Source organism: Micromonospora sp. NPDC049903, from assembly GCF_044460945.1.
In the GTDB taxonomy this organism is placed as follows: Bacteria; Actinomycetota; Actinomycetes; order Mycobacteriales; family Micromonosporaceae; genus Micromonospora.
On the sequence record NZ_JBITKL010000007.1, the window covers coordinates 156,088 to 175,334 of the forward strand.

Annotated in this window: 16 protein-coding genes; 10 read left to right on the forward strand and 6 right to left on the reverse strand. The window is 73.7% G+C overall.

All coding sequences use genetic code 11. The features are described 5' to 3' along the window. Positions 1-54 precede the first annotated feature (54 nt). The 6 genes from ACIBO1_RS14555 to ACIBO1_RS14580 are packed head-to-tail and all read left to right on the forward strand — an operon-like array spanning position 55 to position 6,732. Positions 55-1,110 (forward strand): zinc-binding alcohol dehydrogenase, encoded by a 1,056-nt coding sequence (locus ACIBO1_RS14555; RefSeq protein ID WP_396745859.1) that lies wholly within the window; start codon positions 55-57, stop codon positions 1,108-1,110. A 4-nt stretch (positions 1,111-1,114) separates the two neighbouring features. Further along, complete coding sequence (locus tag ACIBO1_RS14560; protein WP_396745862.1) at positions 1,115-2,683, forward strand: amidohydrolase; 1,569 nt, start codon at positions 1,115-1,117, stop codon at positions 2,681-2,683. Between the two features lie 5 nt (positions 2,684-2,688). Further along, a complete protein-coding gene (locus tag ACIBO1_RS14565) occupies positions 2,689-4,260 on the forward strand; it encodes a lysine 5,6-aminomutase subunit alpha (RefSeq protein ID WP_396746133.1) in 1,572 nt (523 codons plus the stop codon). Then, positions 4,257-5,018 carry an OAM dimerization domain-containing protein gene (locus tag ACIBO1_RS14570; protein ID WP_396745865.1) on the forward strand — a complete coding sequence of 254 codons (762 nt, stop codon included), beginning with the start codon at positions 4,257-4,259 and terminating at the stop codon, positions 5,016-5,018. The genes ACIBO1_RS14565 and ACIBO1_RS14570 overlap by 4 nt, the downstream gene beginning before the upstream one ends. After that, the gene (locus ACIBO1_RS14575) at positions 5,015-5,407 is read left to right on the forward strand and encodes a hotdog domain-containing protein (RefSeq protein WP_396745868.1); all 393 of its coding nucleotides are present in this window, start codon (positions 5,015-5,017) and stop codon (positions 5,405-5,407) included. Before ACIBO1_RS14570 ends, ACIBO1_RS14575 begins: the two co-directional genes overlap by 4 nt. Then, entirely contained in the window at positions 5,404-6,732 is a 1,329-nt protein-coding gene (locus tag ACIBO1_RS14580) for a glutamate mutase L (protein ID WP_396745871.1), read from the forward strand. The genes ACIBO1_RS14575 and ACIBO1_RS14580 overlap by 4 nt, the downstream gene beginning before the upstream one ends. A 407-nt stretch (positions 6,733-7,139) precedes the next feature. Here ACIBO1_RS14580 and ACIBO1_RS14585 read toward each other — a convergent pair whose 3' ends face one another. Further along, positions 7,140-7,721, reverse strand: a complete 582-nt coding sequence (locus ACIBO1_RS14585) for a helix-turn-helix domain-containing protein (RefSeq protein WP_396745874.1) — start codon at positions 7,719-7,721, stop codon at positions 7,140-7,142. Between the two features lie 74 nt (positions 7,722-7,795). Here ACIBO1_RS14585 and ACIBO1_RS14590 point away from each other — a divergent pair, with 74 nt between their 5' ends. The 4 genes from ACIBO1_RS14590 to ACIBO1_RS14605 all read left to right on the forward strand — a co-directional run bounded on the left by ACIBO1_RS14590 (position 7,796) and on the right by ACIBO1_RS14605 (position 12,614). Then, complete coding sequence (locus tag ACIBO1_RS14590) at positions 7,796-9,373, forward strand: FAD-dependent oxidoreductase (RefSeq protein WP_396745877.1); 1,578 nt, start codon at positions 7,796-7,798, stop codon at positions 9,371-9,373. A gap of 133 nt (positions 9,374-9,506) precedes the next feature. Next, positions 9,507-11,123, forward strand: coding sequence for an apolipoprotein N-acyltransferase (gene lnt / locus ACIBO1_RS14595; RefSeq protein ID WP_396746136.1), 1,617 nt, complete (start codon positions 9,507-9,509; stop codon positions 11,121-11,123). A 30-nt stretch (positions 11,124-11,153) separates the two neighbouring features. Then, positions 11,154-11,960, forward strand: a complete 807-nt coding sequence (locus ACIBO1_RS14600; protein WP_396746139.1) for a polyprenol monophosphomannose synthase — start codon at positions 11,154-11,156, stop codon at positions 11,958-11,960. Positions 11,961-12,050: 90 nt separating this feature from the next. After that, the gene (locus ACIBO1_RS14605; RefSeq protein WP_396745880.1) at positions 12,051-12,614 is read left to right on the forward strand and encodes an FxsA family protein; all 564 of its coding nucleotides are present in this window, start codon (positions 12,051-12,053) and stop codon (positions 12,612-12,614) included. A 65-nt stretch (positions 12,615-12,679) separates the two neighbouring features. Here ACIBO1_RS14605 and ACIBO1_RS14610 read toward each other — a convergent pair whose 3' ends face one another. The 5 genes from ACIBO1_RS14610 to ACIBO1_RS14630 form a co-directional block, all read right to left on the reverse strand. Then, positions 12,680-13,021, reverse strand: coding sequence for an RNA polymerase-binding protein RbpA (locus ACIBO1_RS14610; protein WP_046564157.1), 342 nt, complete (start codon positions 13,019-13,021; stop codon positions 12,680-12,682). A gap of 327 nt (positions 13,022-13,348) precedes the next feature. Continuing rightward, a complete protein-coding gene (locus tag ACIBO1_RS14615) occupies positions 13,349-13,942 on the reverse strand; it encodes a pyridoxamine 5'-phosphate oxidase family protein (protein ID WP_396745883.1) in 594 nt (197 codons plus the stop codon). 319 nt (positions 13,943-14,261) lie between these two features. Continuing rightward, complete coding sequence (locus ACIBO1_RS14620; RefSeq protein ID WP_396745885.1) at positions 14,262-15,455, reverse strand: hypothetical protein; 1,194 nt, start codon at positions 15,453-15,455, stop codon at positions 14,262-14,264. A 46-nt stretch (positions 15,456-15,501) separates the two neighbouring features. Further along, positions 15,502-16,575 (reverse strand): LacI family DNA-binding transcriptional regulator, encoded by a 1,074-nt coding sequence (locus ACIBO1_RS14625; RefSeq protein WP_396745888.1) that lies wholly within the window; start codon positions 16,573-16,575, stop codon positions 15,502-15,504. Further along, a complete protein-coding gene (locus ACIBO1_RS14630) occupies positions 16,572-19,019 on the reverse strand; it encodes a glycoside hydrolase family 3 C-terminal domain-containing protein (RefSeq protein WP_396745891.1) in 2,448 nt (815 codons plus the stop codon). Before ACIBO1_RS14630 ends, ACIBO1_RS14625 begins: the two co-directional genes overlap by 4 nt. Positions 19,020-19,247: the final 228 nt, after the last annotated feature.

Sequence of the window (19,247 nt, forward strand, 5' to 3'; positions counted from 1 at the left end):
TCCCGTCATGCGAGTTGATGTCGGGGCTTCGGGCGGTCGGACAGGGAGGTTGGCGTGACGTCACCAGTAGGTCTGCACCGGGTCGTGGAACCGGCGGGGGTGCTGCCGCAGGCGGCCTGGCGGTTGGACGCGCGGTCGGAGATCGGCCCGAACGAGGTGCGGATCTCGGTCGAGCGGCTGAACCTGGACGCGGCGAGTTTCCGCCAGCTGCGGGACAAGCACGGTGGTGACGGGGACGCGGTACGCGCCGAGGTGCTGGACATCATCGCGACGCGGGGCAAGATGCAGAACCCGGTGACCGGGTCGGGCGGGATGTTGATCGGCACGGTGGCGGAGGCGGGTCGGCGGTCGCCGTTGGGGTTCAAGGCCGGCGAGCGGGTGGCGACGCTGGTGTCGTTGACGCTGACGCCGCTGGTGATCACCGACGGGTTGGCGCGGTGGGACGGGCTCAGCGAGCAGGTGCCGTGCGAGGGGTGGGCGATCCTGTTCGCCCGGTCGATCGCGGCGGTGCTGCCGCAGGACCTTGATCCGCAGTTGTCGTTGGCGGTGTTGGACGTGTGTGGGGCGCCGGCGTTGACCGAGCGGGTGGTGCGGCGGTACGTGGCGGAGCGGCCGTCGGGCTTCGGGCCGGTCGCCGTGGCGGTGGTCGGTGGTGCGGGCAAGAGCGGTTCGTTGTCGTTGGCGGCGGCGCGGCGGGCGGGCGCGGGTCGTACGGTCGGGGTGGTGCCGGTGGCCGCGGAGCGCGACGCGTTGGTCGCGGCGGGCCTGGCCGACGAGGTCGTGGTGGCCGACGCGCGGGATCCGGTGGGGTTGTCGGTGGCGGTGACGTCGGCGTTGGGGGTGCCGGCGGACGTGACGGTGGTCTGCGTGGACGTGCCGGGGTGTGAGCACGGTGCGGTGTTGGCGACCGCGGACGGCGGCACGGTGGTGTTCTTCTCGATGGCGACGAGTTTCGCGGCGGCGGCGTTGGGCGCGGAGGGTCTGGCGGCGGACGTGACGATGCTGGTGGGTAACGGGTACGTGCCGGGGCACGCGGAGTTGGCGTTGGGGCTGCTGCGTGACGTGCCGGGGGTGCGTGGGCTCTTCGAGGCCCGGCTGGCGGCAGACTGAGGCCATGACGAAGAACCCCTCGACGTTGTATCGGGCCGGCGTGTTGCACTGCCCGGCGGATCCGTCCGCGACGGCCCTGTTGGTGCGGGACGGGCGGATCGTCTGGTTGGGGGCCGGGGCGGACGCGCCGGCCGCGGACCGGGTGGTGGATCTGGGCGGGGCGTTGGTGACGCCGGCGTTCGTGGACGCGCATGTGCATGTGAGTGACACCGGGTTGGCGTTGTCGGGGCTGGATCTGTCCGGGGTGCGCTCGGCGGAGGAGTTGCTGGCGGCGGTGGCGGCGTTCGTGGCGGAGTTGCCGGCGGACGCGGTGGTGTTGGGGCACGGGTGGGACGAGTCGACGTGGTCGGTGCCGGTGCCGCCGGGGGCGGCGGAGGTGGATCGGGCGGCCGGTGGGCGGCGGGTGTACCTGTCGCAGGCGTCGATCCATTCGGCGCTGGTGTCGTCGGCGTTGTTGGCGGCGTGTCCGGAGGCGGTGGCGGCGCCGGGGTTCGACGCGTCGGGGTGGTTGCGGCGGGACGCGCATCACGTGGTGCGGGCGGTGGCGCGGGCGTCGGTGTCGCGGGCGCAGCGGGTGGCGGCGCAGCGGGTGGCGTTGCGGCATGCGGCGTCGTTGGGGATCGCGGCGGTGCACGAGTGCGGTGGGCCGGAGATCTCGGACGAGGAGGATTTCACGGGCCTGTTGTCGCTGTCGGGTGCGGGGGTGCCGGAGGTGTACGGGTACTGGGGTGAGTTGGGTGGTGCGGCGCGGGCGCGGGAGTTGGGTGCGGTGGGCGCGGGTGGGGATCTGTTCGCGGACGGGGCGTTGGGGTCGCGGACGGCGCACGTGTCGGCGGCGTACGTGGACGGGCAGGGGTGTGGTCACGGGTATCTGACGGCGGAGCAGGTTCGTGATCATTTGTTGGACTGTGCGGCGCACGGGATGCAGGGCGGGTTCCACGCGATCGGGGATGCGGCGATCTCGACGGTGTTGGCGGGGTTCGCGGGGGCGGCGGAGAAGTTGGGGACGGAGCGGGTGCGTGCGGCGCGGCATCGGATCGAGCACGCGGAGATCGTGGATCGGCGGTTGATCGCACGGTTCGTGGAGTTCGGGGTGGTGGCGTCGATGCAGCCGGCGTTCGACCGGTTGTGGGGTGGTGCGGGTCGGATGTACGAGGCGCGGTTGGGGTTGGCGCGGTCGTTGGCGTCGAATCCGATGGGGGCGATGCACGGGGTGGGGGTGGCGTTGGCGTTCGGGTCGGATTCGCCGGTGACGCCGTTGGATCCGTGGGGGTCGGTGCGGGCGGCGGTGGCGCATCACAACCCGGTGCAGCGGATGAGTGTGCGGGCGGCGTTCGCGGCGCATACGCGGGGTGGTTGGCGGGCGGTGCATCGGGACAGTGAGGGGGTGTTGGCGTTGGGGGCGCCGGCGACGTTCGCGGTGTGGTCGTCGCCGGCGGGTGTGCAGCGGGGGTTGCCGGTGTTGGAGGCCGAGGATCCGCAGGTGCGGGGGGTGCAGGATCCGACGCCGTTGCCGGTGTGCCGGGCGACGGTGTTGCGCGGTGAGGTGATTTACGAGGAAGGGGCGTCGTGACGCAGGTGAGTGGTTTTTCGGGCGGGAAGCTGGATCTGGATCCGGTGGTGGTGGCGCGGGCGCGGGAGTTGGCGCGGCGGGTCGGGCAGCCGGTGGTGGAGTTGGCGCGGGGGCACACCACGGTGTCGGTGGAGCGTGCGGTGTTGCGGTTGGCCGGGGTGGCGGGTGCCGATCCGGACGGTATTCCGTGGGTGAACCGGTTGGTGGACGCGGTGGTGGCGGATGTGGGGTTGGGGCACGGGGTGGCGGTGCCGGTGTTCGAGGCGTTGGCGCGGGAGCAGGTCTCGGATGTGACGTTGTTGGCGCAGCAGGCGGCGGCGGGTGCGGTGCGGTTCGTGGTGCCGTCGGGGAGGTCGGCGTCGGTGGCGCGGCGGTCGGCGCGGCGGGCGGTGGCGGCGGGGGTGCGGCGTATTGATCGGCGGCGGGCGGAGCGGGATCGGTTGGTGCGGCGGTTCGGGGATCCGGTGCGGCGGCCGTGGGTGTATCTGATCGTGGCGACGGGTGACATCTACGAGGACATTCCGCAGGCGCAGGCGGCGGCGCGGGCGGGTGCGGATGTGATCGCGGTGATCCGGTCGACGGGTCAGTCGTTGTTGGACTACGTGCCGGAGGGGGCGACTCGGGAGGGGTTCGCGGGGACGTACGCGACGCAGGAGAACTTCCGGTTGATGCGGGCGGCGTTGGACGAGTCGTCGCGGGAGTTGGGCCGGTATGTGCGGTTGACGAATTACGCGTCGGGGTTGTGCATGCCGGAGATGGCGACGCTTGCGGGTCTGGAGCGTCTGGACATGATGCTCAACGATTCGATGTACGGGATTCTGTTCCGGGACATCAATCCGATCCGGACGTTCGTGGACCAGCGGTTCTCGCGGCAGGTGCACGCGCGGGCGGGGATCATCATCAACACCGGTGAGGACAACTACCTGACCACGGCGGATGCGGTGGACGAGGCGCACACGGTGACGGTGTCGCAGTTGTTGAACGAGTATTTCGCGCACGAGGCGGGGTTGGCGGACTGGCAGTTGGGGTTGGGGCACGCGTTCGAGATCAATCCGGAGGTGCCGGAGTCGTTCCGGTTGGAGTTGGCGCACGCGTTGTTGGCGCGGGAGTTGTTCCCGGATGCGCCGTTGAAGTGGATGCCGCCGACGAAGCACATGACCGGTGACGTGTTCCGGGGCAATCTGCTGGACGGGTTCTTCAATCTGGTGGGTGCCATGACGGGGCAGGGGATCCTGCTGGTGGGGATGATGACGGAGGCGGTGGTGACGCCGTGGTTGTCGGACCGGGACATCGCTCTGCAGAACGTGCGGTACGTGTTGGGTGCCGCCGGTGGGTTGCATGAGGACTTCGTGCCGGCGCCGGGTGGGTTCATCCAGCAGCGGGCGCACCACGTGCTGGGTGAGGCGGTGGAGTTGTTGGAGCGCATCGGTGAGCGGTCGTTGTTGGCGGCGATCGCCGAGGGCACGTTCGGGATCATGAAGCGGCCGGCGGATCGGGGTAAGGGGTTGGACGGGGTGGCGGCGCACGAGGCCGACTACTACAACCCGGCGACGGAGATCCTGGAGGCGGTGGCGTGAGCGGGGCGCAGGGTCCGGTGGTGCGGCCGTACGGGGACACCACGGGTGACGGCATGGTGCAGGTGTCGTTCACGTTGCCGGTGCCGCATGACAAGCGGGCCGAGGGTGCGGCGGTCCAGTTGGCGAACCGGATGGGGATGGATCCGGCGTTGTTGGTGCACGCGAAGCAGATGGGTGACGGGTTCACGTTCTTCGTGGTGTATGGGCGGGTGAACCATCTGGTGGACCTGTCGGCGGTGCAGGTGGTGGAGCGGGATTTTCCGCTGTTGTCGGCCAAGGAGGTCAACGCGGTGGTGAAGCGGCGGTTGCGGCGGAAGTTGTCGGTGGTGGGGGCGTGTATCGGTACGGACGCGCACACGGTGGGCATCGACGCGATCCTGAACGTGAAGGGGATCGCGGGGGAGAAGGGCCTGGAGTATTACCGGGAGTTGTCGGTGACGAACCTGGGTGCGCAGGTGAGTGTGCCGGAGTTGGTGGAGGCGGCGCGGGCGGCGCGGGCGGATGCGGTGTTGGTGTCGCAGGTGGTGACGCAGCGGGACGCGCATCTGCACAACACGCGGGAGATGTCGGCGGCGTTCCGGGAGGCGATGCCGGTGGGGCGGCGGCCGTTGCTGATCGTGGGTGGGCCGCGGTTCGACGAGTCGCAGGCCGCCGAGTTGGGGGTGGATCGGATCTTCGGTCGGGGCACCACGCCGGGTGAGGTGGCGTCGTTTCTGGTGCACGCGTTGGTGACGGGTCGGAAGGTGGGGGCGGCATGACGGATCCTCGGGTGGGGTTGACGGTGACGCATCGGCGGTATGTGCCGTACGCGCACGCGCATTACGCGGGGAACCTGGTCGACGGGGCGTACGCGTTGGGGTTGTTCGGTGACGTGGCCACGGAGGTGTGTATCCGCACGGACGGCGACGAGGGGTTGTTCGCGTCGTACTCGGATGTGCAGTTCCGGGCGCCGATGAAGGCCGGTGACGTGCTGGAGGTGGTGGCGACGGTGACGCGGGTGGGTACCCGCAGCCGCACGCTGGACTTCGAGGCGCGGGTGGTGTGTCGGGGGCGGCCGGATCGGGGTGAGTCGGCGGCGGAGGTGTTGGAGGTGCCGGTGGTGGCGGTGTCGGCGACCGGCACGGTGGTCGTGCCCGCGTCGGTATGAGTGTCGCGGTCTGCGCCGACGTCGGGTCGACGTTCACGAAGGTGGCGGTGGTCGACCTGGCCGGCGGCGGGCTGGTCGCGGCGGCGTCGGTGCCGACGACGGTGGGTACGGACGTGTTGCACGGCCTGGACGCGGCGGTGGCGGCGGCCGGGCTGGGTGCGCGGGACGTGCCGTGGTTCGTGTGTTCTTCGGCGGGTGGTGGGCTGCGGTTGGCGGTGGTGGGGTACGAGCCGTTGGTGACCGCGCAGGCGGGTCGGCGGGTGGGGTTGTCGGCGGGGGCCGACGTGGTGCATGTGGCCGCCGGGCGGCTGGGGCGGGCGGAGCTGGCCGGGTTGCGGGCGGCGCGGCCGGACGTGGTGTTGCTGGTGGGTGGCACCGACGGTGGGGACGCCGAGACGCTGACCCACAACGCGACGCGGTTGGCGCGGGCACGGTGGCGGGTGCCGGTGGTGTTGGCGGGCAACGTCGACGTGCGTGAGGAGTTGGCGGCGGTGTTGGCCGGTGCGGGGGTGCCGGTGACGGTGGCCGACAACGTGTTGCCGCGGATCGGGGTGTTGTCGCCGGTGTCGGCGCGGTCGGCGATCCGGCAGGTGTTCCTGCGGCACGTGATCGGCGGTAAGCGGTTGTCGCGGGGGTCGCGGTTCGCGCGGCTGGTGCGGGCGGCGACGCCGGATGCGGTGCTGACCGGGGTGGAGGTGTTGGCGGAGGCGGCCGGTGGTGATCTGGTGGTGGTGGACGTGGGGGGCGCCACCACGGACGTGTACTCGGTGTTGACTCCGGACGAGCGGGCCGACGGCCCGGGTCGGGAGGTGGCCGGGGCGTTGTGGCGGGCGCGGACGGTGGAGGGGGATCTGGGGATGCGGTGGAGCGCGCCGGGGGTGGTGCGGGCCGCCGTGGAGGAGCGGCTGGTGGCCGACGGTGAGCGGGACGCGTTGGTGGCTGCGGCGGCGGTGCGGGCGGCCGATCCGGGTTTCCTGCCGGTGGACGCGGCGGGGCGGGTGTGGGACGGCCGGTTGGCGGCGTTGGCGGCGACGGTGGCGGTGCGGCGGCACGCCCGGGGTGTGGGGACCGGTGAGCGGGCCGGTCGGGATCTGCGGGACGTGCGGTTGCTGGTGGGTTCGGGTGGGGTGTTGCGGCATGCCCGCGACGGTGAGGTGACGCCGGTGTGGCAGGCGGTGTTGGGTGATCACGCGGGTGGGTGGGCGGTGCCGAGGGCGGCGCGGGCGGTGGTGGACTCCGACTACGTGTTGGCGGCGGCGGGGTTGTTGGCAGCGGAGCATCCGGCGGCGGCGCGGGCCCTGGTGGGGCCGTTGACCTCGGCGTGACCGGTGTCGGGTCGGTTTCGGACGGTGACGGTGAGCGCGACACGCCGTGCCGGTGGGGCGACTCGTCGGGGGTGGGTTGACAAGGCCGGGGGTGAGCCACGTACCGTCTTTGAGTCCTACCACGGGAAGCGGCTGTTGTTCGCTTCGTCCCTTCGTCCGCTGGCCGAGCGACGGTTGTCGCGGCGGCCAGGTCCAGCGGGCGGGGGTCGGCGGGGCGGCGCGAACCGGCCGCGGTTACCGGTGTACGGGCAGGGTGGGGTGCACGGCCAGTAGACAACGGCCCGACGGGGACAGCCAGTCACCGTCCGGTCGGTCCGAAGGTCGGGGCGCCTCATTCCCGCCGCACCGGCTGGGAAGGGCCTGGGAGCATCGGGGCGCGGCGTATGCCGCGCCCCGATTTCGTGTGCTCAGTCGGCGGCGGGTCGGGCCCGCACGTGCAGCCGTTCGCCCTGTGGGCCGTAGAGGTTGAGGACTTCGGCGGGGGTCGGGTCGGGGTTGGCGACGGAGTGCGGCACCCGGGTGTCGAACTCGGCGACCTCTCCGGGGTGCAGGATCAGGTCGTGCTCGCCCAGGCGCAGCCGGATGCGGCCGGAGAGCACGTACAGCCATTCGTAGCCCTCGTGGGACGCCGGTTGCGGGTCGGTGGGGGTGTGGGGCGGCAGGATCTGCTTGAACGCCTGGACGCCGCCGGGGCGGCGGGTCAGCGGCAGGAACGTCATGCCGTGGCGGACGATCGGCTGGGGGCGGACACGGGGGTCGCCGACGGCGGGTGCGCCGACGAGTTCGTCCAGGGGCACCTGGTGGGCGCGGGCCAGCGGCAGGAGCAGTTCCAGGGTGGGGCGGCGGTGGCCGGATTCGAGTCGGGACAGGGTGCTGACGGAGATGCCGGTGGTGTCGGCGAGTTCGCTCAGGGTGGTGCCGCGCCGTTTGCGCAGGGCCCGGAGCCGGGGGCCGACCTCCGCGAGCACCGTCGCCTCGTCGTTTGCCATAACAGCAACAATACTTGTCGTTTCGGCGGGTGGCGTGCAGCGTGGGTGCCGGAGAAGGTCACGAGGGGGTACGCATGGACGACGGATACGACGTGGTGGTGGTCGGTGGCGGCGCGGCCGGGCTGGCCGGGGCGCTGGCCCTGGCGCGGGCGCGCCGCTCGGTGCTGGTGGTGGACGCCGGAGCGCTCCGCAACGCCCCCGCCGAGCGGGTGCACAACTATCTGGGGCGGGAGGGTACGCCGCCGGCGGAGTTGACGGCGACCGGCCGTGCCGAGGTCACCGGGCACGGCGGGCACGTCGTGGACGGGCGGGTCGAGGCGGTGACCCGCGACGGGGACGACTTCGTGGTAACCGTCGACGGCGACCGGCGGGTCCGGGCGCGGCGGCTGCTGGTCACCACCGGCCTGGTCGACGAGTTGCCGCCGGTGCCGGGGTTGGCGCAGCGGTGGGGTCGGGACGTGCTGCACTGCCCGTACTGCCACGGGTGGGAGGTGCGGGACCGGCGCATCGGCGTGCTGGCGACCGGGCCGCTGGCGGTGCACCAGGCGCTGCTGTGGCGGCAGTGGAGCCCGCACGTGCTGCTGCTGGCGCACCAGGGGCCGGCGCCGGACGCCGAGCAGGCCGAGCGGTTGGCCGCCCGCGACGTCGGTGTGGTGCCGGGTGAGGTGACGGGCGTGACGGTGGCCGAGGACCGGCTCACCGGCGTACGGCTGGCCTCCGGGGAGGTCGTGGCGCTGGACGCGCTGGTGGTGGCGACGGGGATGACCGCGCGGTCGGCGCTGCTGGAGTCACTCGGGCTGGTCCCGGAGGACGTGGAGATGTCCGGGCACGTGATCGGCCGCCGCATCGCGGCCGACGCGACCGGCGCCACCGTCGTCCCGGGGGTGTGGGTGGCCGGCAACGTCACCGACGTGTCCGCGCAGGTGATCCGGGCCGCCGGGGCGGGCCTGACGGCCGGGGCGGCGATCAACGCCGACCTGGTCGAGGAGGACACCCGGCGCGCGGTGGACGCGCGTCGCCGGCAGCGGGAGGAGATGTTCACCGAGGCGGCCTGGGAGGAGCGGTACCGGTCCCGGACGTCGATGTGGAGCGGCCGACCCAACCCGCAGCTCGTCGCCGAGGTGGCGGGCACCACGCCGGGCCGGGCGTTGGACGTGGGCAGCGGCGAGGGCGCCGACGCGGTGTGGCTGGCCGAGCAGGGCTGGCAGGTCACCGGTGTGGACATCTCCGCCACCGCCCTGGAGCGGGCCGCCGGGCACGCCCGGGCCGCCGGTGAGCAGATCGCCGCACGCATCGAGTTCACGCACGCGGACCTGCAACGCTGGTCGCCGCCGCCGGGCGCGTACGACCTGGTGTCGGCGCAGTTCATGCAGCTTCCGCCGGAAGCGCGGCGGGAGATGTTCGCGCGGCTGGCCGAGGCGGTGGCCCCGGGCGGGCGGCTGCTGATCGTCGGACACGATCCGGGTGACACGCACGTCGGCGGTCACCGCGCCCGCTACCCGGAGATGATGTTCACCGCCGAGCAGGTCGCCGCGGACCTGGACCCGCAGCGCTTCGAGGTGCTGGTGACGCAGAGCCGCCCCCGTTCGGCGGTGCACGACGGCCGGGACGTGGTCATCCACGACGCGGTGCTGGTGGCCCGCCGCCGCTGAGGCACCCGACGTGAAACGGACACGCGACGCGGTCAGTGGCCGGGCGGGAGGATCGCCCGAGGCCGGTGACCGCGTCGGCGTCGGGGGCTGCCGGGCGGGTAGCCTTCGGCGCGTGACCCCGCCTGACGCCCCCGTGACGACCACGGACCGCGCCGACGCGCCCGCCGACGTCCGCCGGCCCGACGGCGCACCCCGGCCGCTGCCTCTGCCGGTGGCGGTGGTGATGGCGGTGGCCGCCGGGTTGGCGCTGCTGGTGGCGTTCCCGCCGTACGGGTGGTGGCCGCTGGCGCCGGTCGGGGTGGCGCTGCTGGCCGCCGCCACGCACCGGCGGCGACTGCGGGCCGGCGCGGGTCTGGGTTTCCTCACCGGGTTGGCGCTGTTCGCGCCGCTGTTGTCCTGGACGAACCTGCACACCGGCTACCTGCCGTGGGTGCTGCTGTCGCTGCTGCAGGCCGGCTACCTGGCGCTGCTGGGCCTGGGCACCGCGTGGGTGTCGCCGCTGGCCGACCGGTACCCGGGGGTGTGGCCGGCGCTGACCGGTGTGTTGTGGGTGGGGCAGGAGGCGCTGCGGGACCGGACCCCGTTCGGGGGGTTCCCGTGGGGGCGGCTGGCGTTCGGCCAGGACGGCTCCCCGCTGCTGGGGTTGGCCGCCGTCGGCGGTGCCCCGCTGGTGACGTTCGCCGTCGCCACGGCCGGTGGGCTGCTGGTGGCCGGCGTGTGGTGGACGGTGCGGGCCCGGCGTGACGCCACCGGCACCGGTCGGTGGCGTCCGGCCGCCGGATGCGCGGCGGCGTTGGTGCTGCTGTGCGGTGGGGGGCTGCTGGTGCCGGTGAGCACCGTGGCCACCGGTGACACGGTGACGGTGGCGATCGTGCAGGGCAACGTGCCGCGTCTCGGGTTGGACTTCAACGCCCAACGGCAGGCGGTGCTGAACAACCACGTGAACGCCACCATCGCCCTCGCCGGTGAGGTGGCCGCCGGCACCCGGGCCCGACCGGACCTGGTGGTGTGGCCGGAGAACTCCAGCGACATCGACCCGCTGCGCAACCAGTCGGCCAACATCCGCATCTCCGAGGCCGCCGACGCGATCGGCGTACCGATCCTGGTCGGTGCGGTGCTGACCGGCCCCGAGCAGGGGCAGGTGCGCAACGCGGGGCTGCTGTGGCGTCCGGGCAGCGGCCCCGACCTGGAGCAGCTCTACATCAAGCGGCATCCGGTGCCGTTCGCCGAGTACGTGCCGCTGCGCCGTATCGCCCGGATGGTCAGCGACCAGGTCGACCGGGTCCGCGCCGACTTCGTGGCCGGCACCGAACCGGGGGTGGTGCGGACCCCGGCGGCGGTGCTCGGCGACGTGATCTGCTTCGAGGTGGCCTACGACGGGCTGGTCCGCGACACCGTGATCGGTGGGGCGCAACTGCTGGTCGTGCAGACCAACAACGCCACCTTCGACGAGGCCGAGGCCCGCCAGCAGTTGGCGATGGTCCGGTTGCGGGCGATCGAGCACGGTCGGCCCGCGTTGATGGCCTCCACGGTCGGAGTGTCCGGGTTCGTCTCCCCGGACGGGCGGGTAAGCGACGCCACCGGGTTCAACACCCAGGCGGTCGTGGTGCGTGAGCTGCGGCTGACCGAGGGGCGCACCCTCGCCACCCGGGTCGGGGTGCTGCCCGAGGTGGTGCTGGCCGGGCTGGCCGTGGCCGCGTTGGTCGGGGCGGCCCTGGTGCGGCGACGGTGGGGCGGCCGAGCCGGATGACCGGCGGCTGCCCGGAGAGGGGCAGCGGTGATGCGCAGGACCGACATCCGCCCGGCGGCGACCGGGGTGCCCGGCGTGGGTCGGGTGCTGGTGGTGATCCCGACCTACAACGAGGCTGACAACGTCGGCGCGATCGTGCGGCGGGTCCGTGGCGCCGCACCGCAGGTGGAGATCCTCGTCGCCGACGACAACAGCCCCGACGGCACCGGCCGCATCGCCGACGGTCTGGCCCGCGGCGACGCGCACGTGCACGTGCTGCATCGGGAGGGCAAGCAGGGCCTCGGCGCGGCGTACCTGGCCGGTTTCGCGTGGGCGCGCCAGCGCGGCTACGACGCGGTGGTGGAGATGGACGCCGACGGCTCGCACGCCCCGGAGGACCTGCCGGCGCTGCTGGCCGCCGCCCGCCACGCCGACGTGGTGATCGGGTCGCGGTGGACCCGGGGCGCCCGGGTGCTGAACTGGCCGCTGCGGCGGCTGCTGCTGTCGCGGTGCGGCAACCTGTACGCGCGGCTGGCGCTGGGCATGCCGGTGGCCGACGCCACCGGCGGCTACCGGGTGTACCGGGCGGGTGTGCTCGACGCCCTGGACCTGGAGTCGGTGTGTTCGCAGGGGTACTCGTTCCAGGTGGAGTTGTCCCGGTTGGCGCACCGTGCCGGGGCACGCATCGTCGAGGTGCCGATCACGTTCGCCGAGCGGGAACGCGGCGACAGCAAGATGAGTCCGCTGATCGTGGCCGAGGCGCTGTGGCGCATCACCGGCTGGGCGGTACGCGACCGGCGTAGCGCGGTGCGGCAGGGTTGGCAGGCGGCGACGGTGGGGCGGGCCCGCTGGCCATGAGCCGGAGCGTGTCATGCTTGACGGACGGGACGGCTGCGCCCCGCCGGGCGCGCCGTCCGATGACGAGCGCCGTGAGGCGGATGGGGTGAGATGCGCCGGACAGTGAAGTTCGTACCGTTGGCCCTGCTGCTGTCCCTGGCAGTGGAACTGGCCGTGTTCGTGGTGGTGGGCCGGGCGATCGGCTTCGGCGCGGCGACGCTGCTGGTGTTCGCGGCCTCGCTGCTGGGACTGGTCCTGCTACGTCGCGAGGGGATCCGGGCCTGGCGGGGCTTCCGGGACGCGGCGCAGTCCGGACGGCCGCCCGGCGGTCAGGTCACCGACGGGCTGATCGGGCTGCTCGGCGCGCTGCTGTTGGCCACCCCGGGGCTGGTCAGCGGCGTGGTGGGGTTGGTGCTGCTGGTGCCGCCGGTGCGTCGGCTGGCCCGTGGCGGCATCCAGCGTTCCGCCGAGCGGCGGGTGTCGTCGATGACCGCCGGTGACCTGTTCGGGCCGCGCCGGGTGCACGTGTACCGGGGTGCGCCGCAGCAGCCGGCCGGCGAGCAGCCCGCCCCCGCGCCGCAGACGCCGCCGCACACCGCGCCGCAGCAGCAGCCGGTGACGCCGGTGGTCGACGACGGCCGCGCCATCGAAGGTGAGATCGTCGAGCCGCGCTGAGCGCGACACATCGCACGCACGACGGCGCCCCGGGAGATGATCTCCCGGGGCGCCGGTGTGACTGTTCAGGCGCGACCGCGGCGGGTCCGGACCTCCTGGAGCCGCTCGGCGAGGATGTCCTCCAGCTCGGCGATGGAGCGCCGCTCCAGCAGCATGTCCCAGTGCGTACGCGGCGGCTTGGCCTTCTTCTGCTCCGGCTCGCTGCCGTCGACCAGCCGGGCCACGCTGCCGTCGAACTTGCACTCCCAGGTGGTGGGCACCTCGGCGTCGACGGCGAACGGCACCTCGAACTGGTGACCCTTGGCGCACAGGTACTCGCGGGTCTGCCGCGGCGCGAGCTCCGTGTTGCGATCGGATTCGTAGCTGACCGCGCCCAGTCGGCTACCGCGCAGCATGCGCTCGCCCATGATCGACTTCCCCTCTGTGGTGGTGCTGGTCCTATCGGTGTAACGGTCCGCCGGCGCCGCGCCATTCCCCGTGGCCGCGTCTCGGCGTCCCGCAGCACGGCGGGTACGGGGTCAAGGGTAGCGGGCCGCAGCGCGTACCCGGTCGGGTCCGCCCGCCGGGTCGTCTCGGCGGACCGTCGCCGCCAGCGGGAATCGTAGCCGTCGCGCGCACCCGGGCGGGCCGGGTGGGCGGCGGCGCGCCGTGATCAACCTAGCCTTCGCGGGTACCTGGGCGGGCGGTCGCGCCGTGATCAGCCTGGGCGACCGGCTGGCGGCGGCGCGTCGTGATCAACCGGCCCGGGGCGTCGGCGGCAGGGGAAGCGGCAGGCCGGGCAGACCGTCGATGCTGGTGGCGACGTCGTCCTTACCGGCGAAGTAGGCGTCCAGCGACGCGTCGTCCTCCCGGGCGAACCGGCGGCCGTGCAGGTCCCGGTCGGCGTCGTAGGTCATCAGCGGCACCGCGTAGCCGCAGGTGTCGCGGATCAGCCGGGCGTGCACCACGATGATCGCCCGCAGTCCGTGGTCGGCGCTGTCGATGTCCGGGAAGCGGGCCAGCAACTCCGGGAAACGCGGATCGTCGCGGAACACCGGCTCACCCCGCCCGTGCACCCGCACGATCGACGGCGGACCGGAGAAGGCGCACCACATCAGCGTGATCCGGCCGTTCTCCCGCAGGTGGGCGATGGTCTCGGCGTTGCTGCCGGCGAAGTCGAGGTAGGCCACCGTCTGCTCGTCGAGCACCGCCAGGCACCCCCGCAGGCCCTTCGGCGACAGGTTGACCGTGCCGTCGCCGGCCAGCGGCGCGGTCGCGGTGAAGAACATCGGCTGTGCCTCGATGAAGTCCCGCAGCCGACCGTCGATGCGTTCGTAGGTCTTCCCCATGCGCCCATCATCGGCGAGTCCCCACCCACCCCGCCGCCCCCTTCCCAGCCCTCGACACCCCACCGACGCCCGCGACAGCACGAACGGTTCAGCTCGACAGGCCCCGCCCCCAGAAGCCCCGCCCCCACCGACCCCGCGCTGGCCCCCGCGGGTCCCGGACCCGGGACCGGTGCGTTGATCAAGAAGTTTGCGCGCGAATGGTGGCCAGATTCCGCCGAAACATCTTGATCAACAAGGGTGTGCGGGCGTCGAGGTCGTTCGGCGAGCGCAGGATGTCAGGGGGAGACAGGGGGTGGGAGGTCGGGGGCGGGGCGGGGGGTCAGGGAGTGGCGCGGCGGGTCAGGGCGGTGGCCAGGTCCGCCACCTGGGCGGCCAACTGGGCCACCCGCTGCCGGGCGTCGTCCCGGTCGGCCTCGGTGGCGCGCAGCCGTACCGTCACGTCGTCGAGCCCCCGCTCGGCGGTGCTCGCGGCGGCGCGGGCGGCGGCCAGGTCGGCGCGCAGCGTGCTGACGTCGGCGAGCGCAGCGGCCAGGTCCCCGGCGGACTGCCGGGCCACCGCCTGGGCCCGGTCCCGGTCGGCAGCGGCCTGGGTGCGGGTCCGCTCGATCTCGGCCTGCACCGCCGCCACCTCCGCCTGGGCCGCCGCCACCTGGGCCCGGTCCCGGTCGGCGCTCGCGCGGGCCTGTGCCGCCTCGGCCCGGGCCTGGTCGGCGTCGGCGCGGGCCTGGACGAGGTGGGTCTGGGCCTGGTCGGCGGCGAGCCGCGCCCGGTCGGCCTCGGTCCGCAGCCGCTCGGCCTCGGCGCTGGCCTCGCCGAGGGCGCGGGCGGCGCGCTCGGCGTCGGCGCGGGCGGTGTCCCGCTCGGCGGTGAGGTCGGTGACCCGGCGGTGAGCGCTGTCCAGGTCGGCCCGCAGGGTGACCGCCTGCGCGCGGGCGGCGTCCCGGTCCGCCTCGGCCTGCGCCCGCAGCGCCTCGGCGGCCACCGCCGCGCGCCGTGCCTCGTCGCGCGCCGTCTCGGCGGCGGTGGCCCGCTGGTCGGCGGCGGTGGCCCGGGCGGCGGACTCGGTGGCCTCGATGCGGGCGGTCTCCCGGTCGGCGGCGGCGGACTCGGCCGCCCGGCGGTCCCGTTCGGCACGGGCGGCGGCGTCCTCAGCGGCCCGCACCGCCTCGTCCCGCTCCGCCTGCGCCGCCGCCACCTCGCCGGCGGTCTCCGCGCGGACCTGCGCCACCTGGCGCTGCACGCCGGACGGGGACAACTCGGCGTGCAGGGACTCGGTCAACGTCTCGACGATCTGGTCGAGCCGGTCCACCGCCTCCCAGGTGCGGGCCACCTGCCCGGGCAGGCCCGGGGCGTTGCGGTGACGCATCCGGCTATTGCGGGAGGCCCGCTGGCAGGCGCCGTCGTTGTCCCGGCAGTACCGGAACGGGCGGCCCGCGCCGACGCGCTGCGGCACGTCGCGGCCGCAGTGGGCGCAGGGGCGGGTGTCGGCGGTGGGGGCGGGCTGGACGTCCATCGAACGGGCAGTCTAGTGAGCCGCGCCCGACCGCCCCGCCGGACCGTCACCGCACCGACGCCGGACCGCCGTAGGACGCCGTGTCGACCACCGGAGGGGCGGTGCTGTCCCGCACCGTCAGCCGGGGCTCCAGAAGCGTCGTCTCCGGCACCGGCTCGTCTGCCAGCTTGCGCATCAGCAGCGCCACCGCCTGCCGGCCGATCTCCTCGGCGGGCACCGGCACCGAGGTGAGCCGGGGACCGGCGTGCTCGGCGAACTGGTCCGGGCAGACCGCCACCATCGACACGTCGTGCGGCACCCGCCGGCCCAAGCCGGCCAGCGCCGCCTGCACCGCACCGACGGCCGCCTCGTTCTGCACCACCAGGCCGGACAGGTCGGGATGCCGGGCGAACAGCTCCACCACCCGGCGGCGGACGTCGGTCGCGTTCTCCTCGCACGGCATCGTCACCGCCTCGACGCCGTGCCGGGCCGCCGCCTCCACCACACCCGCCCGGGTGCGGTGCGCGAACCCGGTGCCCCGGTCGTAGACGGCGGCCGGCGCGCCCAGCAGCGCCACCCGCCGGTGCCCGAGGCCGGCCAGGTGCTCCACGCACACCTGGCCGGCCCGGTGGAAGTCCAGGTCCACACAGCTCAGACCGGCGGTGTCGGCGGGTACGCCGATCAGGACGCTGGGCCGACCCAACTCCCGCAGCAGCGGCACCCGTACGTCGTGCAGCTCCACGTCCATCACCAGCACCCCGTCGACCAGCGCCCCGGCGGCGACCCGACGCAACCCCTCCGGGCCCTCGTCGGAGGTCACCAGCAGCACGTCGTGGTCGTGGCGGCGGGCCGAGGTCACCACCGCCGTGGCGAACTGCATCACCACCGGCACCTGGATGCCCGAGCGCAGCGGCAGCACCAGGGCGATCACGTTGGAGCGGCGGCTGGCCAGGGCCCGCGCCCCGGCGTTCGGGTGGTAGCCGAGTAACCGGATGCTGGCCAGCACCCGGTTACGGGTCAGCTCCGAGATGGCCCGCTTGCCGCTGAGCACGTACGACACGGTGCTCACCGCGACACCCGCGTGCCGGGCCACGTCGGCGATGGTGGGCTGACCCGACGCGACCCGACCGCGCCGGCTCACCGGGCCCCGCTCGCGCTGTGCAGCCGCCCCGCCCGGGCCGCCGTGTCACCGCGTACCGCCAGCGCGCCGACCAGCCGCACGTCGGTGGCGGAGCGGCCGACCAGCACGCTGTGAGTGGCGTCCTCCACCACGAGAGCGCCGCGATCGGCGTCCCACCAGCCCAGCTCGCCGGTGTGCAGGCGCAGCGTGACGGTCCGGCTCTCCCCGGGGTCCAGGGTGATCCGGGCGAAGTCACGCAGTTGTCGCAACGGCTGCTTGACCCGGGAACGGCGTTGCCGCGTGTAGAGCTGCACCACCTCCACACCGGGCCGCGAGCCGCTGTTGGTGACGTCCACGCTCACCTCGACGGTGTCGCCGACCGTCGCGGTGTCGGTGCTCAGCCGCAGGTCGGCGTAGTCGAAGTCGGCGTAGGACAGGCCGTGCCCGAACGGGTACAGCGGCTCGCCCCGGAAGTACAGGTAGGTGGCGTCGGCACCGATCACGTCGTAGTCGAGCAGGTCCGGCAGGTCGGCGGTGTCGGCGTACCAGGTCTGGGTGAGCCGGCCGGCCGGGTCGGCGTCGCCGAGCAGCACGTCGGCCAGGGCCCGGCCGTGTTCCTGACCGCCGTGGGCGGACCAGAGCACCGCCGGCAGGTGCTGCTGCGCCCACCCGATCGCGTACGGGTAGCTGCTGGTCACCACCAGCACCGTACGCGGATTGGCGGCGTGCACGGCACGCAGCATGGCCTCCTGCCGCGAGGGCAGGGCCAGGTCCACCCGGTCCTCGGTCTCGCGGCCGTTGACCATCGGGTGGTTGCCCAACGCCACCACCGCCACGTCGGCGTCGGCGGCCAGCGCGGCGGCCTCGGCCGCGCCGTCGATCACCAGGTCGATGCCGAAGGCGGTGGCGGCCTGCCGGTCGTCGCCGTCGACCCGCAGCCGCCCCTGGTCGTCGACGGTGACGTACCGGTCGGTGGCCAGGTGCCGCAGCAGCACGGTGCCGGCGGGCAGCGGATCGAACTGGAACGTCTCGCGCACCACCCAGCCGCCCGGACCGGGTCGGTCGTTGCGCAGGTCGCCGTCGTCGTCGACGCCGACGTGCCGGCCGTTGCCGACGGCCCGCAGCGCCACCGTGTCGCGTCCCCAGTCGAACACGTCGAACCGGGTGGCGTCGGCGCCGACGGTCAGCGGACCGCCGTCGGCGGTGTCCGGGCAACCCACGTAGCGGTCGCCGACCCGCAGCACGACGCGGTCGGTGCCCGGGTGCGTGGTGACCTGCGGCAGCCGCCCGGTCAGCCCCTGGACGGTGGTGACCGCGTACGGCAGGGTGCCGCTGTACCAGTCCTCGTAGACGGTGTCGGCCAGCGGACCGAGCACGGCGACCCGGGTACCGGCGGGCAGCGGCAGCAGGCCGGTGTTGCGCAGCAGCACCACGGAGTCGCGGGCGGCCTGCCGGGCCAGGTCACGGTGTGCCGGGCAGTCGACGACGTCGGCGGGAGTCGCGGCGTACGGGTCGTCGTGTGGCGGGTCCAGGTCGCCCAGTCGCAGCCGCACGGACAGGATGCGCCGCACCGCACGGTCCACGTCGGACGCGGAGATCAGGCCCCGGTCGAGTGCCTCGGTCAACCACCGTCGGGTGGGGGCGCTGTCGGTGTGGTTCTCGGTGAAGCTGTCGATTCCGGCGCGCAGCGCGGCGGCGAACCCGTGGACGTGGTCGGGTGTCTGGCCCTGCACCTCGGTGAGGTTGCCGATTGCGCCCGCGTCACCGACCACCAGCAGCTCGTCCGGTGACCAGCTGCGCAACTCGTCGTCGATCAGTGGGCTCAGGTGCGCCGGCACCCCGTCGATCAGGTTGTACGACGCCATCGCGCCGAAGGCCGCACCGGCGGCGATCGGGGCGCGGAAGGCGGGCAGCTCGTACTCGTGCAGCACCCGGGGCGGCAGGTCGCTGGAGGTGGCGGCCCGGTCGGTCTCGTTGTTGTAGCCGAGGAAGTGCTTGACCGTGGGGGCGGTCCGCAGCCGCTCGGGATGGTCGCCGCACAGCCCCTGCGCGTACGCGGTGGCGAGTCGGCCGGTCAGCCACGGGTCCTCCGACCAGCCCTCCTCGTTGCGGCCCCAGCGCGGGTCGCGCAGCGGGTTGACCACGGGGGCCCAGACGTTGAGGCCGACGCGGTCCGGGTCGGCGTGGTTCTTGGCGCGTACCTCGGTGCCGACGGCCGCGCCGACGGCCCGGATCAGATCCGGATCCCAACTGCTGGCCAGGCCGATGACCTGGGGAAACACGGTGGCCGGCCCGAGCCAGGCGACGCCGTGCAGCGCTTCGGTGCCGGTCTTGAACGCGGGCAGGCCGAGCCGGGGGACCGGGGCCTGCCACTGGTGCAGCAGGCCGATCTTCTCGGGCATGGTGAGCCGGGCCAACAGGTCATCGATCCGGTCCCGGGATGCGGGCAGGGTGCGGTCGGTCATGGTGGATCGCCTTCCAGTGCCCGGCGCGCCGGAGGTCGAAGCGCTTCGACGGCGGATGGCCGAGCGGCATCGCAGGTGACGGTGGGGTAACGGTCGTCGGCCCCGGACGCAGGTGAAGCGCTTCGACGAACCGCGGAAAGCAAGCCGCCCCGGGTGCCCGAGCGGAGCGGCTCGCTTCGAGGTTGGCACCATCGACCGATCCGGTCAAGACTCGGGCGACGGCGCCCA

Bases quoted from the DNA above. Each gene is read 5' to 3' on its own strand.
- ACIBO1_RS14560 (WP_396745862.1), top strand. From the start codon at position 1,115: ATGACGAAGAACCCCTCGACGTTGTATCGGGCCGGCGTGTTGCACTGC.
- ACIBO1_RS14575 (WP_396745868.1), top strand. From the start codon at position 5,015: ATGACGGATCCTCGGGTGGGGTTGACGGTGACGCATCGGCGGTATGTG.
- ACIBO1_RS14580 (WP_396745871.1), top strand. From the start codon at position 5,404: ATGAGTGTCGCGGTCTGCGCCGACGTCGGGTCGACGTTCACGAAGGTG.
- ACIBO1_RS14585 (WP_396745874.1), bottom strand. From the start codon at position 7,721: ATGGCAAACGACGAGGCGACGGTGCTCGCGGAGGTCGGCCCCCGGCTC.
- ACIBO1_RS14590 (WP_396745877.1), top strand. From the start codon at position 7,796: ATGGACGACGGATACGACGTGGTGGTGGTCGGTGGCGGCGCGGCCGGG.
- ACIBO1_RS14600 (WP_396746139.1), top strand. From the start codon at position 11,154: ATGCGCAGGACCGACATCCGCCCGGCGGCGACCGGGGTGCCCGGCGTG.
- ACIBO1_RS14605 (WP_396745880.1), top strand. From the start codon at position 12,051: ATGCGCCGGACAGTGAAGTTCGTACCGTTGGCCCTGCTGCTGTCCCTG.
- ACIBO1_RS14610 (WP_046564157.1), bottom strand. From the start codon at position 13,021: ATGGGCGAGCGCATGCTGCGCGGTAGCCGACTGGGCGCGGTCAGCTAC.
- ACIBO1_RS14615 (WP_396745883.1), bottom strand. From the start codon at position 13,942: ATGGGGAAGACCTACGAACGCATCGACGGTCGGCTGCGGGACTTCATC.
- ACIBO1_RS14620 (WP_396745885.1), bottom strand. From the start codon at position 15,455: ATGGACGTCCAGCCCGCCCCCACCGCCGACACCCGCCCCTGCGCCCAC.
- ACIBO1_RS14630 (WP_396745891.1), bottom strand. From the start codon at position 19,019: ATGACCGACCGCACCCTGCCCGCATCCCGGGACCGGATCGATGACCTG.